The following is a 15702-nucleotide window of genomic DNA, read 5'->3' as shown; positions in this document are numbered from 1 at the left end:
AATGACTAATTGGATTACACGGCTTAATGCTTCAGACTACAATCAACAACATGATGCGATACAAATTGTGAGTAAAAATGTTGCTTACTCAGCAAAACAACTAGGATTTCAGGAGCTAAATATTACTGGATATACTAATATCAGTGATAATCGAGAAAGACGTCACCATATTCGTGAAGCTGTTTTAGGAGTTATTCAACCTGGGGATTTAGTTGTGGTACAGTTTCCGATGTGGACACACCTAAATTTTCAATCAGAGTTTTTTGACACTATTCTAAGCGTTGAATCTGTCAGAATGGTTTGTTTAATCCATGATGTCCCTACTTGGATGTTTACCAAGGGGGAGGAGGAGTATGACCGAGAAAATGATTTTTGGCTCAATCAACTCAAGAAATTTGATTTGATTATGGTGGCTAATGAAAAGGCTGGACATAAATTACAAGAAGATGGTGTAGAGGTTCCGATGATTCCAATGCATATTTGGGATTATTTGTACAATGGTCCGAGACAAGAAAAGAAATTTATAAAAAAACTATATTATGTTGGTGGGCGAGACATTGTGGATACCACTTACAATGGTTCTACTCCTCTTTACATCTATGATAGAAATGTTGAAAAACGAGTTTTAGAAAGTGGTAGTGTGACATGGTTAGGAAGAAAGCCAAGTGATGAAATTGTGTCCACTATGGACGGTGGATTTGGTGTGGTTGTCACAGAAAATCTCAAAGAAAAATCAAATATGAACTTTGTTTATTATAATCAGTTCAATAATCCAACAAAGTTGTCAATGTATTTAGCAGCTGGTCTTCCAATCATTGTTTCAAGTAAAACTTATCATGCTCAAATGGTAAAAGAGCAAGGAATTGGATTGGTGGTAGATGATTTAAATCAAATTGATTCTATTTTGGCTTCGATGACCGCACAGGACTATCAAAAAATGTTAGATAATGTGAGATTCTGGCAAGAAGCCGTTTCGGAAGGATTCTTCATTAAAAGAGCCCTCATATCGATGATGCGTGCGCTAGAATTGGGCTTTAAAGATGACTTGGTTAAAAAAATAAATAATTGAAAGGAGGTGAGGTAAAATGCCAATTCGAGACGAGCAAAAGAGAAGAATGAACCGAGAACAGTTAAGTTTATTGAATACTGGTGCCTATAATCGTGAAGAGATAATTTCTAAAGAGCGAGTATTGCTTAATATAGAAACAAAAGCAAATATTTATATTGATGTTCCTTTTCAAGTTGATTATGGAACAAATATTCATTTCTCGGGAAATTTTTATGCGGATACCGATTGTCTTTTCTCGGATATAGGCGATATTAATTTTGGTAAAGATGTGAAGCTCGGGCCACGTGTACAAATTTATACGGTCAACCATCCGGTTGATCCAAAAGAGCGTTTAGAAAGAGGGCTTGTAATAGCCTCTCCTGTGAATGTGGGCGATAACGTTTGGATTGGTGGAGGAACCATTATCAATCCTGGAGTTACAATTGGAGCAAATACGGTTGTTGGCTCCGGCAGTGTCGTAACCAAATCATTGCCAGCTAATGTGCTGGCTGCTGGTAATCCAGCAAAAATTATTCGAAATATTTGAGAAAACTGTGAAAGGTTAACAAAAAAGGTAATGTCCAGAAAGAATAATATAAAAAAATTATGGATGTCTGACAAAAAAGAAAGATATAAATCCTATAAGCGAAAAAAAACGTGGATGTATGCCACAATCACCGGGATAGCTAGTATCGTTGGAGGTGGAGGAATTGCGGTTCCTATGATTAAAGCCGATACTATAGGTTCTGGTGATACTACTACTAAAGAGGTTGACAGTGATAAACTGTTGGTGAATCAGAGTAGTGTGAATATCCCGGCTAGTAATGCAAATGTTGTAGAGACAGGTGCCAAAGCCGGTCAAGAAGTAACAATAACACTTAGTGATGAGGCAAATAATCCAACAGATGGTTACTATATTAATGTTGATGGTTATTGGACTCAAGGAATTTGTGCGATAAACAATGATGATGCTCAACTTGTTGTACTATTAGTAAGTAAAGCAGATCCATCAAAAGTTTATTACGCAACGGCTACCTATGACGGGAGTGTCCATCTTACGAGTAGTCCGGCACTAGTAACAACTTCACCGCAAAACTTATCTTCAGGTTCAACGATTGTAATTAAGACAGGTTCGAATTTTGTCATGTCTTCCGTAATTACGCAACCTAAAGAAGCTACAAACAATATTCAAGGTATCTATGTAAAATATCGTAGTATGACTGGTGGAGAAATACCAGGAACAGCTTTACCTTCGGATAAGGACTGGCAACCAGAGTTTCCAAAGCAAGTTTCTGTAATTGTTAAGTACCAAGATGAAGCAGGACACACGCTAAGAACTGATACTAAGGAAGTATTTTATAATCAAATTCAAGAGTATACAGTAAGTGATATCCCTCCAGTTATTAATGGATTGACTTATGATCCAATTACTAGTACAGGGAAGTTAATTGGTCGTGACCAGGAAACGGTAATCTTAAGATATAAGGATACCTTACCAAGTGAGTCTGACTCAACCAGTGATTCAGTTTCTGACAGTAATTCAACCTCTGATTCTGAATCTGACAGTGATTTATCTTCCGATTCTGAATCGGATAGTAACTCAACCAGTGATTCAATAAGTGATAGTGACTCGACCAGTGATTCAGTCAGTGATTCTGATTCGACCAGTGATTCGGTCAGTGATAGCGACTCAACCTCTGATTCAGTCAGTGGTTCTGATTCAACCTCTGACTCAATAAGCGATTCTGACTCAACCTCTGATTCAGTCAGTGATAGTGATTCAGTTTCTGACTCAGTTTCCGATAGTGACAGCTCAAGTGATTCGCTCTCTGATTCACTTTCTGATAGTGATTCAATGTCTGATTCTGCATCTGATAGTGATAGCACAAGTGACTCCATTTCCGATTCTGCATCTGATAGTGACAGTACAAGTGATTCACTTTCTGATTCAGTAAGTGATAGCGATTCAACCTCTGATTCAGTTTCTGACTCAGTTTCCGATAGTGACAGCTCGAGTGACTCGCTCTCTGATTCGCTTTCTGATAGTGATTCAACGTCTGATTCTGCATCTGATAGTGATAGCACGAGTGACTCCATTTCCGATTCTGCATCTGATAGTGACAGTACGAGTGATTCGGTTTCTGATTCAACCAGTGATTCGGTAAGTGATAGCGATTCAACGTCTGATTCAACGTCTGACTCAGTTTCCGATAGTGATAGTTCAAGTGACTCGCTCTCTGATTCGCTTTCTGATAGTGATTCAACGTCAGATTCAACATCTGACTCAGTGTCTGATAGTGATTCAACATCCGACTCAGTAAGTGATTCAGATTCAACGTCTGACTCAGTTTCTGATAGTGATTCAACATCCGACTCAGTAAGTGATTCTGATTCAACAAGCGATTCAGTTTCTGATTCTGACTCAACCAGTGATTCAGTTTCTGATAGTGATTCAACATCTGACTCAGTCAGTGATAGTGATTCAACGTCAGATTCAGTGTCTGATAGTGATTCAACATCTGATTCAGTCAGTGATAGTGATTCAACATCCGACTCAGTCAGCGATTCAGATTCAACGTCAGATTCAGTAAGTGATAGCGATTCAACAAGCGATTCAGTTTCTGATAGTGATTCAACGTCCGACTCAGTAAGTGATAGCGATTCAACCAGTGATTCAGTTTCTGATAGTGATTCAACATCTGATTCAGTCAGTGATAGTGATTCAACATCCGACTCAGTCAGCGATTCAGATTCAACGTCAGATTCAGTAAGTGATAGCGATTCAACAAGCGATTCAGTTTCTGATAGTGATTCAACGTCCGACTCAGTAAGTGATAGCGATTCAACCAGTGATTCAGTTTCTGATAGTGATTCAACATCTGATTCAGTCAGTGATAGTGATTCAACATCCGACTCAGTCAGCGATTCAGATTCAACGTCAGATTCAGTAAGTGATAGCGATTCAACATCTGACTCAGTTAGCGATTCAGATTCAACGTCCGACTCAGTTTCTGATAGTGATTCAACCAGTGATTCAGTTTCTGATAGTGATTCAACATCCGATTCAGTAAGTGATTCTGACTCAACCAGTGATTCAGTAAGTGATAGTGATTCAACATCCGACTCAGTCAGTGATTCAGATTCAACCAGTGATTCAGTTTCTGATAGTGATTCAACATCCGATTCAGTAAGTGATTCTGACTCAACCAGTGATTCAGTAAGTGATAGTGATTCAACATCCGACTCAGTCAGCGATTCAGATTCAACATCCGACTCAGTCAGCGATTCAGATTCAACATCTGATTCAGTCAGTGATAGTGATTCAACATCTGACTCAGTTTCTGATAGTGATTCAACATCTGACTCAGTCAGTGATAGTGATTCAACATCTGATTCAGTAAGTGATAGTGATTCAACGTCCGACTCAGTCAGTGATAGTGATTCAACATCTGATTCAGTCAGTGATAGTGATTCAACGTCCGATTCAGTCAGCGATTCAGATTCAACATCTGACTCAGTCAGCGATAGCGATTCAACCAGTGATTCAGTTTCTGATTCAGATTCAACATCTGACTCAGTTAGCGATTCTGATTCATTGCCTGGTAGTGATTCATTGAGTGATTCAGATTCAATGTCTGATTCAGTCTCTGATAGTGATTCATTGAGTGATTCAGATTCAATGTCCGATTCAGTCTCTGATAGTGATTCATTGAGCGATTCAGATTCAATGTCTGATTCAGTCTCTGATAGTGATTCATTGAGCGATTCAGATTCAATGTCCGATTCATTAAGTGACTCTGATTCAGAAAGCAGTAATAACTCAGAAACTTCTGAAAATCCACCATCAGGTTATTTACCTAAAACAGGGGTTGAAGAAGGCTCATTATCTGAAGTAGGAACTTTAGTGACAATGTTGACAATGTTACTTGTTGCAATTGCAGCAAAAAGAAGAAAAGAAGAAAATTGATAAATGACTAGACAATAGTCAAATTACTGATTGACAACTGGGGAGGTTATTAGATTGTCTAAATATATTATAAAAGCAATTTATCCCCCTCAGAAATCATCAGTGAAAGAGATAATAATAAGTTTAAAAAGAGGATTTTAGATGACTAATTGGGTTGTAACTAATAATAGCTGGCATGGTGCTGGCGGTTACCCGTTCTGGGGAGGAGCTGGTGGAAAAGCACGGTTCGACTTTGAAGAAACAATGGTAAAAGATATGGACTTTAAACAACTATCTTTGGGTTTTTTTGGAGATCCTAAAGATATTGATGAGCATATTAATGGGGTGACTAATGCGGTTAAAACAGGTGATATAATATTTTTACAATTTCCACAGTTCACAAGTGTATTTTTCATGAAATGTTTCATAGAAAAAGTGACTCAAACATTTGGAGCGAAAGTTGTTGCATACATTCATGATGTACTACCTTGGAGAGATCCAGGAAATTATAATGAATCTGCCAGAGCCGAATTTTTCCAAACTTTATCTTTATGTCAAGGTCTGATTGTTCATAGTGATGTGATGAAAAATAGGCTAGATGAAGAGTTTAAATATTATGATTATAGTAGTAATCAAGTTTATATTATTCAAAAATATTTTGGTTACAGAGCTAATAGAATGACGTTTGATTGGAAACGAAAATGGGATGACTTTCCTAATATGAGTCTTGATTATGCAGGTAATCTAGATGTTGCACAATTTTTGAATCAACTTCCTGAAAACATCAATATTAATGTTTATGGTGAGAATAAAAGTATCACTCCAAATCCAAATATTAACCTAATGGGTAACTTTGATAGTGAAGCTATCACTCATGTATTGAAAGGTGATTTTGGACTTGTATGGAAATCGACAACTTATCCTTATATTACTGGATTATATGGTGAGTATGAAAAGATTAATGCCCCTCATAAACTATCTATGTATTTAGCGGCCGACTTGCCTGTTATTGTTTCATCTCAATCAGCGATGGCTAAGTATGTTAAAGAAAATAATATAGGTATCGTTATTGACAGTTTGGAAGATTTACCAAACATACCTGAAAAAATAACCAAAGAAGATTACAATAAAATGGTTTTTAATGTTAATAGAATTGGTAATCTAATTCGGAGTATGTTCCCTGCTAAATGGGCAGTCATGCAAATGATTGATAAATTGGATTTTGAACCTAACGATGACATGAAATATTTTAGAGAACACAATGGTCGACCATATAGATAATATCTTGTTCTAAACACTCAATTGAACTAAAGTTATTCTAAAATTTAAGCAGCAGCTCAGGATGAATTCAAACGTTATAGCATCAGAAAGAGGTTATTTCTAGTAGGGCTCCACATAAAGGTAATACTTTGAGTTTACCTAAGTGGGTTCCTTCTAAAGCACTAGAAATAAAAAATCATCATTTGAAGTTAGAGCGATAATTGTGACAAAAATAATTTGAATCAATAGATTTTATCCGTTAGATGAGTTATTAATCATGAAATGGAATTTGATTGGAGTAATCTATTCCTAGAAAAGCAGTCCTATTCCATTAGAAGTAAAATCGGGAATAGGACTGTTTAATTTAATGTGATAAAACTTCTTAAAAATTTTACTGGTAAATACTTGATATAAAGGCGTGATTGATTGAAGAATATTTGATTATAAAGTGGTAGCTCATCACGAGTACACTTGATTAGGATATGAAAGATGCCAGAGTTTAACAATCAGGAAAATATGAGAAAAACAGTTTAGTTTGATGGTATATAATAAATAATAAAAAATTCGGGAGATAAAATAGTTATCATACTTAAAGAAAGGAATGAAATAGTGGAAAGTAACTTTTATCAACGTTTAAGAGATTTGGCTAAGGCATCAAAAAAATCTTTTAATAAAATTGAGAGAGAAATGAACTATCCAAGAAATGCCCTACATAATTATAAAGAAGGGCGAGATCCTTCAGGGACAAGAGTAGTTGAATTGGCTCATTATTTCGGAGTTACTCCAGAATATTTACTTGGTAAAGAGCTTCAACCTAAAAGTACTTCAGCCAATTTTCTTTTTAAATCACTTAGTATTGAAGAAAAAAAAGAAATGTGTCTTCTCTGTTATGAATGGTTGTTAGTTTCAAAATAAGTGAGATGGCAGAGAGAGAGAGCTTTTAATGAATTATCTTTCATACTAAGAGATAGAGCCAAGCATGGCCAAAAACTTGAAAATCAGTATTAGAGATAGAACTTTAAAAAGCAGGAGAATTTCTTTTATAATTGAGATTTAAAAGACAAGATTAATTTCTTGTCTTTTTATTTTTAGCTGGTATTTTTATTAAAATTATTTAAAAATCAATAATATATATTTTAAAAGTTTATAAGTTGAGAAAAAGGCATAAATGTATAAAGAGATACAAATTGAGATGATTTGAAAGAGACATAAATATGGCCAATGGATTATGATACTTATTGCACCATAATGCTTAACTATGATACAATAGATAAATATACTACTTCAAGGAGAAGATTATGACAACTATTGATTTTAAAGCTGAAGTTGAAAAGCGTAAAGACGCTTTGATGGAAGATTTGTTTAGCCTTTTGCGCATTGATTCTGCAATGGATATGGAACATGCAGATGCTGAAAATCCATTTGGCCCTGGTCCAAGAAAAGCTTTGGATGCTTTCTTGAAAATTGCTGAACGTGATGGTTATACAACTAAAAATTATGATAACTATGTTGGACATTTTGAATATGAAAATGGAGCAAAGGCTGATGCCGAAGTTCTCGGAATTATTGGTCACTTAGATGTTGTTCCTGCTGGTTCTGGTTGGGATTCAAATCCATTTGAGCCAGAAATCCGTAATGGAAATCTCTATGCCCGTGGTGCTTCTGATGATAAAGGACCAACAGTTGCATGTTACTATGCACTCAAAATTTTGAAAGAACTTAATCTTCCATTATCTAAAAAAATCCGCTTCATCGTTGGTACAAACGAAGAAACAGGTTGGGCAGATATGGATTACTACTTTGAGCACTGTGAATTGCCATTGCCTGATTTTGGTTTCTCACCTGATGCTGAGTTCCCAATTATCAATGGTGAAAAAGGAAATATCACAGAATATCTCCATTTCTCAGGTAAAAATGCTGGTCAAGTTGTTCTTCACAGCTTTAAAGCAGGTCTTGCAGAAAATATGGTTCCAGAATCAGCAACTGCAGTGATTTCAGGTGCTAAAGATTTAGAAGTTGCACTTGAAAAATTTGTAGCTGAACATGCAAGCAAAAATCTTCGTTTTGACCTTGAAGAAGCTGATGGAAAAGCAACAATTACGCTTTATGGTAAATCAGCGCATGGTGCGATGCCAGAAAAAGGGATTAATGGAGCAACTTATCTTACTTTGTTCTTGAATCAATTTGACTTTGCTGACGGTGCTGCTGCCTTCATTAAAGTTGGGGCTGAAAAACTTCTTGAAGATCATGAAGGTGAAAAATTAGGTACAGCTTTTGTTGATGAATTGATGGGAAATACCTCAATGAATGCTGGTGTTTGGTCATTTGATGAAAATGGTGAAGGTAAAATCGCCCTCAATTTCCGTTTCCCACAAGGGAACAGCCCAGAGCGTATGCAAGAAATTCTTGCTAAACTTGATGGGGTTGTTGAAGTTGAACTTTCAAAACACCTCCACACACCTCACTATGTTCCAATGTCAGACCCACTTGTATCAACATTGATTGATGTTTATGAAAAACACACTGGTCTTAAAGGCTATGAAACAATCATTGGTGGTGGAACATTCGGTCGTCTGTTGGAACGTGGTGTTGCTTATGGAGCAATGTTTGAAGGCGAACCAGATTCAATGCACCAAGCGAATGAAATGAAACCTGTTGAAAATATCTACAAAGCGGCAGTGATTTATGCTGAAGCAATTTATGAACTTGCAAAATAAGTTATAAAAATTTAGAGATTCTCTCTTTTAAGAAAATTTATAACTAATAAAAATTTGTTTTCAAAAGGTGAAAAATCTGGCAGTCTTTGCCAGATTTTAGCCTTTATTCTAGAAATAGAGGTGAAAGGATGGTTTTTGGGACAGGTGTTGATAATGTTGAACTTTCTCGAATTCAAAAAGCATTAATGCGCTCAGAGCGTTTTGTGGAACAAGTTCTTACAACAATGGAGCTAGAAAAGTACAATAATTTTCAATCCACTGCTCGTAAAACAGAATTTCTCGCTGGACGCTGGGCGGCAAAGGAGGCTTTTTCTAAGGCTTATGGTACCGGATTTGGTAAAGCTTTAGGAATGCATGATCTTGAAATAAAAAATGATGAATTGGGAAAACCTTATTTTTCAAAACATCCTTTTGAGGGTCAAGTTCATTTATCTATTTCGCATAGTAATTTAGAAGCAGTTGCTTTTGTTGTTTTAGAAAAAAATTAAGAAGTAATAAAAATTTTGCTTAAACTAGAGAAAGGTTTAAAAGATGAAAACTTCACCACATCGTAATACTTCAGCTATTGTTGATTTAAAAGCGATTAGAAATAATATTGAAAAATTTAAAAAGCATATTAACCCTAATGCAGAGATTTGGCCAGCAGTGAAAGCAGATGCTTATGGTCATGGCTCGGTTGAGGTTTCTAAAGCGGTGAGCGATTTGGTAGGTGGTTTTTGTGTATCAAACCTAGATGAGGCAATTGAATTACGAAATCATCTGGTGACTAAACCGATTTTAGTTTTATCCGGAATTGTTCCAGAAGATGTTGATATTGCAGCTGCCCTTAATATTAGTCTGACTGCCCCAAGTTTAGAATGGTTGAAATTGGTTGTTCAAGAAGAAGCAGAACTTTCAGATTTAAAGATTCATATTGGTGTAGATTCTGGTATGGGTCGGATTGGTATTCGTGATGTTGAAGAAGCTAATCAGATGATTGAACTTGCTGATAAATATGCGATTAATTTTGAAGGAATTTTCACTCATTTTGCGACTGCGGATATGGCTGATGAAACAAAATTTAAAGATCAACAGGCAAGATTTAACAAAATTATGGCCGGATTATCACGTCAACCAAAATTTGTTCACTCAACTAATACGGCCGCCGCTTTATGGCATAAGGAACAAGTTCAAGCTATTGAACGTTTAGGGATTTCAATGTATGGCTTGAATCCAAGTGGTAAAACTTTGGAACTTCCTTTTGAAATTGAACCCGCTCTCTCTTTAGTTTCTGAATTGACTCATATAAAAAAAATAGTTGCAGGTGAAACGGTTGGTTATGGTGCAACTTATGAGACGAGTGAAGAAACTTGGATTGGAACTGTTCCAATTGGTTACGCTGACGGATGGACCCGTCAAATGCAAGGTTTCAAAGTGCTTGTTGATGGAAAGTTTTGTGAGATTGTTGGTCGAGTTTGTATGGATCAAATGATGATAAAACTTGATAAGTCTTACCCTTTGGGAACGAAGGTCACTTTGATTGGTCGAGATAAGGCTAATGAAATCACGACAACAGACGTTGCTGATTGGCGTGGAACGATTAATTATGAAGTGCTTTGCTTACTTTCTGATAGAATCAAAAGAATCTATAAATAAAATTAAAAAAACTGTATTTTTACAGTTTTTTTGTTTTCTGTTAAAAACAGATGATAACCTCATTTTTATCTCATAAAAGCCTTTACAAATTATCTTTTTATGGTAGAATATAATTAAGAGATAAATGAGAATGTGATAAGAAATAGATGAGGTGAACATTATGATAAAAATCTACACGGTAGCATCTTGCAGCTCTTGTAAAAAAGCGAAAGAATGGTTGGAAAAACATCAACTTGCCTATCAGGAAATAAATTTAGTTACAAATCATATTGGAAGAGAGGATTTATTAGAAATATTATCCCTAACAGAAGGGGGGACAGTAGATATTATTTCTAAGAGGAGTCAAGCTTACGAACGTTTAAATATTGATTTTGAATCAATTAAATTAAATGATTTAGTTGAGCTGATTGAAATGAATCCAACAATCTTACGTCGTCCATTGATTATTGATAATAAACGGTTGCAAGTCGGCTATAATGACGATGAAATCAGAAAATTTTTGCCTAGAAAAATGAGAAAAATCCAAATTGAAGCAGCTACAGAGCGCTTATATCAATTTGATTTGGAAGAGGAATTTCAAGAAGGATAAATCAGTAGTGCTTACTACTGATTTTTTTATATTAAAGGCTAAATGGTTTGATATTTGGGAGAAAAAAAGTAGAATTAATCTAAAGCCTTGTAAGTTATTACATTAAAAGTTTAATTTGAAAATTAGAAGGAGAAAGAATGTTTGATTATATTATTATTGGAGCAGGACCTGGGGGACTTGGCTTAGCTTATCGCCTTAAAACGAAAGATAATAAAATTGCAATCATTGAAAATGATAAGTGGGGTGGAACTTGTCCAAATTATGGTTGTGACCCAACTAAAATGATGATGGCAGTGATTGAGGCTAAAAGTCATGTTGAACATTTAAAAGGTCAAGGAATTTCGGGTGATTTAAAGATTGATTGGAAAGGTTTGCGAAGTCGTAAGTTAAATATTACCGACCCTTATGAAAAATCGACTTTTGAAGGGTTAAAAAATGCTGATATTGAAACGATATATGGTAGCGCAAGTTTTACTGAGCAAGGAGAACTGCAAGTTGCAGGAGAGATTTATCAGGCCAAAACTTATATTATTGCGACAGGAAGTCGTCCACGTCGTCTAGAACTTGATGGTGGCGAATTTCTAAAAACAAGTAATGATTTTTTAGCTCTTGAAGAATTACCTGCTAAGATTAGTTTCATGGGAAGTGGGCCAATATCATTAGAATTAGCTCAAATTGCTAAAGCTGCTGGAAGTGATGTAACGATTATTTCTCGTAAGAAAAGTAATGTTGCTCATTTTGATGAAGAAATGGGACAAGAATTTATCAATTACCTCAAAAATCAGGGCATTAATTTTATTGAAGATATTTCTGTAAGCAAAGTTGAAAAATTGACTGACGGTTTTTTGTTGACTGATGGAGCTGGTTTTGAACATAAAACAGATTTAGTGATTGCTGGAGTTGGTCGTCAGCCAAATAGCGATCAGCTTAATTTAGATAAAGTTGGCGTTGAAACAGACCCCAAAGGGATTAAAGTAAACGACTATCTACAAACAAGCAATCCTAAAATTTATGCCATGGGAGATGTCCTCTCTAAAGCGGAGCCTCATTTAACTCCTGTTTCTTCATTTGAAGGAAATTATTTGGGTCAAAATTTGCCAAATGCTAATAAAGTACCAATCCATTATCCACAGATTCCGACAATTATTTTTGGAACGGCGAAATTAGCTGAGGTTGGTATTTTGACAGGGACTGGAATTCGCACAAAAAGTTTGAATTTAAAATCTTGGTATACTTATAAGAGAATTAATGACCCCTTAGCAAAACTAAAAGTTGCCATCAATGAAAATCAAGAAATCGTCGGTGCTTCAACAGTAAGTTCAGTGGCTGATGAAGTGATTAATTTAATCAGTATTTTAATTCAACAAAAAATGACATTGGCTGATGTTGAAAAAATGATTTTTACTTATCCAACAGTAGCCAGTGACTTAGAATATTTTTACTGACAGTTTGCTTGACTGATGAGTAACATTATAATAGAAGAAACCATAAGTCAAAGCTGAAGAAAATTTTTTACTGACAGAATATATTTTCAAGTGGTCAGTAAATTTTAATGATAGAAATGAGGACATTCATGATTGAATTCCAGAATGTGTCCAAGGCTTTCGCTAGTAAAAAAATTCTTGATCATGCTAATTTTACTATTAAAGACCAAGAGTTTTTTGTGCTAGTAGGGCCGAGTGGAAGTGGAAAAACGACCACTTTAAAGATGATTAATCAATTAGTCACTCACAGTGAGGGGAAAATTTTAATCAACAATGAAGAAGTAAGTACAACAAATCTGAGGAAATTAAGATTATCTGTGGGTTATGTCTTACAACAAATCGCTTTATTTCCCAATCTAACCGTTTCAGAGAACATTGCTTTGATTCCTGAAATGAAAGGTTGGGATAAAACAAAAATTACTGACAGAACCAATGAACTTCTAGATTTAGTTGGTCTGGATGCTAAAGATTATGCTCACCGCCAACCCAGTGAATTATCAGGAGGGGAGCAACAAAGGGTCGGAATTTTGCGGGCAATTGCTGCCAATCCTAAAATTGTTTTGATGGATGAGCCTTTTTCAGCACTTGACCCAATTTCACGTCGTCAGTTGCAAATATTTATTAAAGATTTACAAAAGAAAATGAATTTGACGATTGTCTTTGTTACTCATGATTTAGATGAAGCCTTATATTTGGCTGACCGTGTGGCCGTTATGAATGATGGCTTAATCCAGCAAATTGCTGAGCCAGCTGATATTTATCAACATCCAGCAAATGATTTCGTTAAAACATTTTTCAAAGAATATCATCAGAACTTATCAACGGTTTCTGTTGAAAATTTATTACTGACAGAGCTGTCAGTAAATCCAGAAGCACAAGAAGTTGCTGAAAATACAACGATATCTGAAATAATCAATCGTCTATCTGAAAAAGAAGTTTTGAAATACAGGGGCAAAAGCATCACCTCAGATGATATTATTTGTTATATTGCAGGAGGTGAAAAATGAGCCAATTAATTTCAACTTTTCAAAATCAGCAAGGACAATTTTGGCAGGCGCTTTTGGAACATATTCAAATCTCACTCATTTCAATTTTTATTGCGATTTTGATTTCGATTCCCCTAGCCCTCTTACTTCGACGTTTTCCGAAAATTGCCGAACCGATTTTGCAAGTCACAGGAATTTTTCAAACCATTCCTAGTTTAGCTCTTTTGGGATTATTAATTCCATTTATCGGAATTGGAAGTTTACCAGCCATTGTTGCACTTGTTGTTTATGCGATTTTTCCAATTGTTCAAAATACATATACGGGTTTAGAGCAAATTGAACCTTCCTTGATTGAGACCGCAACGGCATTTGGGATGAATCGCAGGGAACGACTGATGAAATTTGAACTCTCATTGGCAATGCCCTTTATCATGGCAGGAATTCGGACGAGTACAGTTATGGTCATTGGTACCGCGACACTCGCTGCCCTGATTGGCGCTGGAGGTTTAGGAAACTTTATTCTTCTTGGAATAAATATGAATGATGTTTCATTGATTTTGATTGGAGCCATTTCGTCAGCACTTTTAGCGATTATTTTCAGTAGTCTTTTAAAATTTTTAGAAAAAGCCAAGATAAAAACAATTCTCATCAGTTTTTTCATTGGCTTACTCGTTCTTGGAGGCTCTTATTATCGCCCTCAAACTTCTAATCATCCACAAATTACAATTGCTGGTAAATTGGGAGCAGAACCTGATGTATTGATTAACATGTACAAGTTACTCATTGAGAAGGATAGTAATATTCGTGTCAATTTAAAATCAAATTTTGGTGATACGACTTTCCTCTATAATGCCTTAAAAGCAGGAAAAATTGACATCTATCCTGAATACACAGGGACGATTACTTCTACATTTTTAAAAGACCCAGTTAATTCTACTGACCCGTCTGTAGTTTGGCAAAAAGCAGAAGAAGGCATTGAAAAACTCAATCAATTTACCTATTTATCACCAATGAAATTTCAAGATACTTATGCTCTTGCTGTCAAATCTGATTTTGCTAAAGAACATCAGCTCACGAAAATTTCTGATTTGGTTAACGTTTCAGGATTAACTGCAGGTTTTGATGTTGAATTTGCTAATCGTTCAGATGGAAATATTGGCTTGAAAAAACGATATGGACTTGATTTAAATGTCAAAACCATGCAAAGTAGTCTGATTTATAATGCCTTAAACTCTGGGGCTGTGGATGTCGCTGAAGTCTATTCTACTGACAGTCAAATTAAACAATATAATCTTACTGTTTTAAAAGATGATAAGAACCTTTTTCCACCTTATCAGGCAGCACCACTGATGAAAGAAAGTTTATTAAAAAAATATCCTGAACTCAAGAAGATTCTCAATAAACTGTCAGGAAAAATTACTGACCAAGAGATGATTGAGATGAACTATGATGTTAATGTTAAGCAGGAAGACGCTTCAAAAGTAGCAGAAAGATATTTAAAAGCTAAAGGATTAATTTAAAAGAAAAAGACCATTGTATAATGGTCTTTTTCTTTTAAGAGGAGGAGAAAATATAAATGCGCGTGTAAGAACACAACATAAGATATTTCAGCCTTTTATTGAAATAGATACCTATCACTTTTGGTAGGTTTTTTTTTGTATTCTAAAAGTCTTGTTTATAAATTTGGTTAAAATTATTACTTTATGTTGACATAAGTTTCTGATTAAGTGTATAATATTAAATAATCAGAAAACAAAAAATATTCACTAAAAGGAGGTTTTACATTGGAAAATCAGAAAAACCCCTTTCAGATGAAGTCACCAAGCAAATTTTGGTTGCTTAGCACTGGAATTCTTTTAAGTTTGTTAGTTACTAGTTTGCCTTTAGCAGTAAAAGCAGATGAAAATCTAGCTGTTACACAAACAAGCCAAGCTGAAGCTGTCAACAATCCAACTGTAAATTCTTCCCTTGCCGTGTCTGATTCGACAACCGAAGGAAATACAGGAAGTTCACAGGCAGAAATGCAAACTAAAGAGG

At 35.4% G+C, this 15702-nt stretch carries 12 protein-coding genes and 1 pseudogene; all 13 read left to right on the top strand.

Annotated elements, in window-relative coordinates; all coding sequences use genetic code 11:
* Position 1 precedes the first annotated feature (1 nt).
* Entirely contained in the window at positions 2 to 1069 is a 1068-nt protein-coding gene (locus RSC39_RS02440) for a hypothetical protein (RefSeq protein ID WP_063281007.1), read from the top strand.
* Positions 1070 to 1085: 16 nt separating this feature from the next.
* The gene (locus tag RSC39_RS02435; RefSeq protein WP_332534858.1) at positions 1086 to 1595 is read left to right on the top strand and encodes a sugar O-acetyltransferase; all 510 of its coding nucleotides are present in this window, start codon (positions 1086 to 1088) and stop codon (positions 1593 to 1595) included.
* Positions 1596 to 1625: 30 nt separating this feature from the next.
* The gene (locus tag RSC39_RS02430; RefSeq protein WP_332534856.1) at positions 1626 to 5015 is read left to right on the top strand and encodes a KxYKxGKxW signal peptide domain-containing protein; all 3390 of its coding nucleotides are present in this window, start codon (positions 1626 to 1628) and stop codon (positions 5013 to 5015) included.
* Positions 5016 to 5156: 141 nt separating this feature from the next.
* Positions 5157 to 6275: a hypothetical protein gene (locus RSC39_RS02425; RefSeq protein WP_332534854.1), complete on the top strand. Its 1119-nt coding sequence runs from the start codon at positions 5157 to 5159 to the stop codon at positions 6273 to 6275.
* A gap of 588 nt (positions 6276 to 6863) precedes the next feature.
* On the top strand, positions 6864 to 7169 hold the full coding sequence (locus RSC39_RS02420; RefSeq protein WP_155723361.1) for a helix-turn-helix transcriptional regulator: 306 nt from the start codon (positions 6864 to 6866) through the stop codon (positions 7167 to 7169).
* Between the two features lie 383 nt (positions 7170 to 7552).
* A complete protein-coding gene (pepV, locus tag RSC39_RS02415; RefSeq protein WP_332534851.1) occupies positions 7553 to 8971 on the top strand; it encodes a dipeptidase PepV in 1419 nt (472 codons plus the stop codon).
* Positions 8972 to 9099: 128 nt separating this feature from the next.
* Complete coding sequence (acpS, locus tag RSC39_RS02410) at positions 9100 to 9459, top strand: holo-ACP synthase (RefSeq protein WP_332534849.1); 360 nt, start codon at positions 9100 to 9102, stop codon at positions 9457 to 9459.
* A gap of 43 nt (positions 9460 to 9502) precedes the next feature.
* On the top strand, positions 9503 to 10606 hold the full coding sequence (gene alr, locus RSC39_RS02405; protein WP_332534847.1) for an alanine racemase: 1104 nt from the start codon (positions 9503 to 9505) through the stop codon (positions 10604 to 10606).
* 160 nt (positions 10607 to 10766) lie between these two features.
* A complete protein-coding gene (locus RSC39_RS02400) occupies positions 10767 to 11195 on the top strand; it encodes a Spx/MgsR family RNA polymerase-binding regulatory protein (RefSeq protein ID WP_332534845.1) in 429 nt (142 codons plus the stop codon).
* A 137-nt stretch (positions 11196 to 11332) separates the two neighbouring features.
* Positions 11333 to 12640: an NAD(P)/FAD-dependent oxidoreductase gene (locus RSC39_RS02395; RefSeq protein ID WP_332534843.1), complete on the top strand. Its 1308-nt coding sequence runs from the start codon at positions 11333 to 11335 to the stop codon at positions 12638 to 12640.
* Positions 12641 to 12768: 128 nt separating this feature from the next.
* Positions 12769 to 13686, top strand: a complete 918-nt coding sequence (locus RSC39_RS02390) for an ABC transporter ATP-binding protein (RefSeq protein ID WP_011675807.1) — start codon at positions 12769 to 12771, stop codon at positions 13684 to 13686.
* On the top strand, positions 13683 to 15185 hold the full coding sequence (locus RSC39_RS02385; RefSeq protein WP_332534841.1) for an ABC transporter permease/substrate-binding protein: 1503 nt from the start codon (positions 13683 to 13685) through the stop codon (positions 15183 to 15185). The genes RSC39_RS02390 and RSC39_RS02385 overlap by 4 nt, the downstream gene beginning before the upstream one ends.
* A 264-nt stretch (positions 15186 to 15449) precedes the next feature.
* Positions 15450 to 15702, top strand: a pseudogene (locus tag RSC39_RS02380) (cell wall anchor protein); the annotation flags it as partial.

Source organism: Lactococcus sp., assembly GCF_036648155.1.
Classification (GTDB): Bacteria; Bacillota; Bacilli; order Lactobacillales; family Streptococcaceae; genus Lactococcus; species Lactococcus cremoris.
This window is presented reverse-complemented; position numbering and strand designations above follow the sequence as displayed.

Bases quoted from the DNA above. Each gene is read 5' to 3' on its own strand.
- RSC39_RS02440 (WP_063281007.1), top strand. From the start codon at position 2: ATGACTAATTGGATTACACGGCTTAATGCTTCAGACTACAATCAACAA.
- RSC39_RS02435 (WP_332534858.1), top strand. From the start codon at position 1,086: ATGCCAATTCGAGACGAGCAAAAGAGAAGAATGAACCGAGAACAGTTA.
- RSC39_RS02430 (WP_332534856.1), top strand. From the start codon at position 1,626: ATGTCCAGAAAGAATAATATAAAAAAATTATGGATGTCTGACAAAAAA.
- RSC39_RS02425 (WP_332534854.1), top strand. From the start codon at position 5,157: ATGACTAATTGGGTTGTAACTAATAATAGCTGGCATGGTGCTGGCGGT.
- pepV (WP_332534851.1), top strand. From the start codon at position 7,553: ATGACAACTATTGATTTTAAAGCTGAAGTTGAAAAGCGTAAAGACGCT.
- acpS (WP_332534849.1), top strand. From the start codon at position 9,100: ATGGTTTTTGGGACAGGTGTTGATAATGTTGAACTTTCTCGAATTCAA.
- alr (WP_332534847.1), top strand. From the start codon at position 9,503: ATGAAAACTTCACCACATCGTAATACTTCAGCTATTGTTGATTTAAAA.
- RSC39_RS02400 (WP_332534845.1), top strand. From the start codon at position 10,767: ATGATAAAAATCTACACGGTAGCATCTTGCAGCTCTTGTAAAAAAGCG.
- RSC39_RS02395 (WP_332534843.1), top strand. From the start codon at position 11,333: ATGTTTGATTATATTATTATTGGAGCAGGACCTGGGGGACTTGGCTTA.
- RSC39_RS02390 (WP_011675807.1), top strand. From the start codon at position 12,769: ATGATTGAATTCCAGAATGTGTCCAAGGCTTTCGCTAGTAAAAAAATT.
- RSC39_RS02385 (WP_332534841.1), top strand. From the start codon at position 13,683: ATGAGCCAATTAATTTCAACTTTTCAAAATCAGCAAGGACAATTTTGG.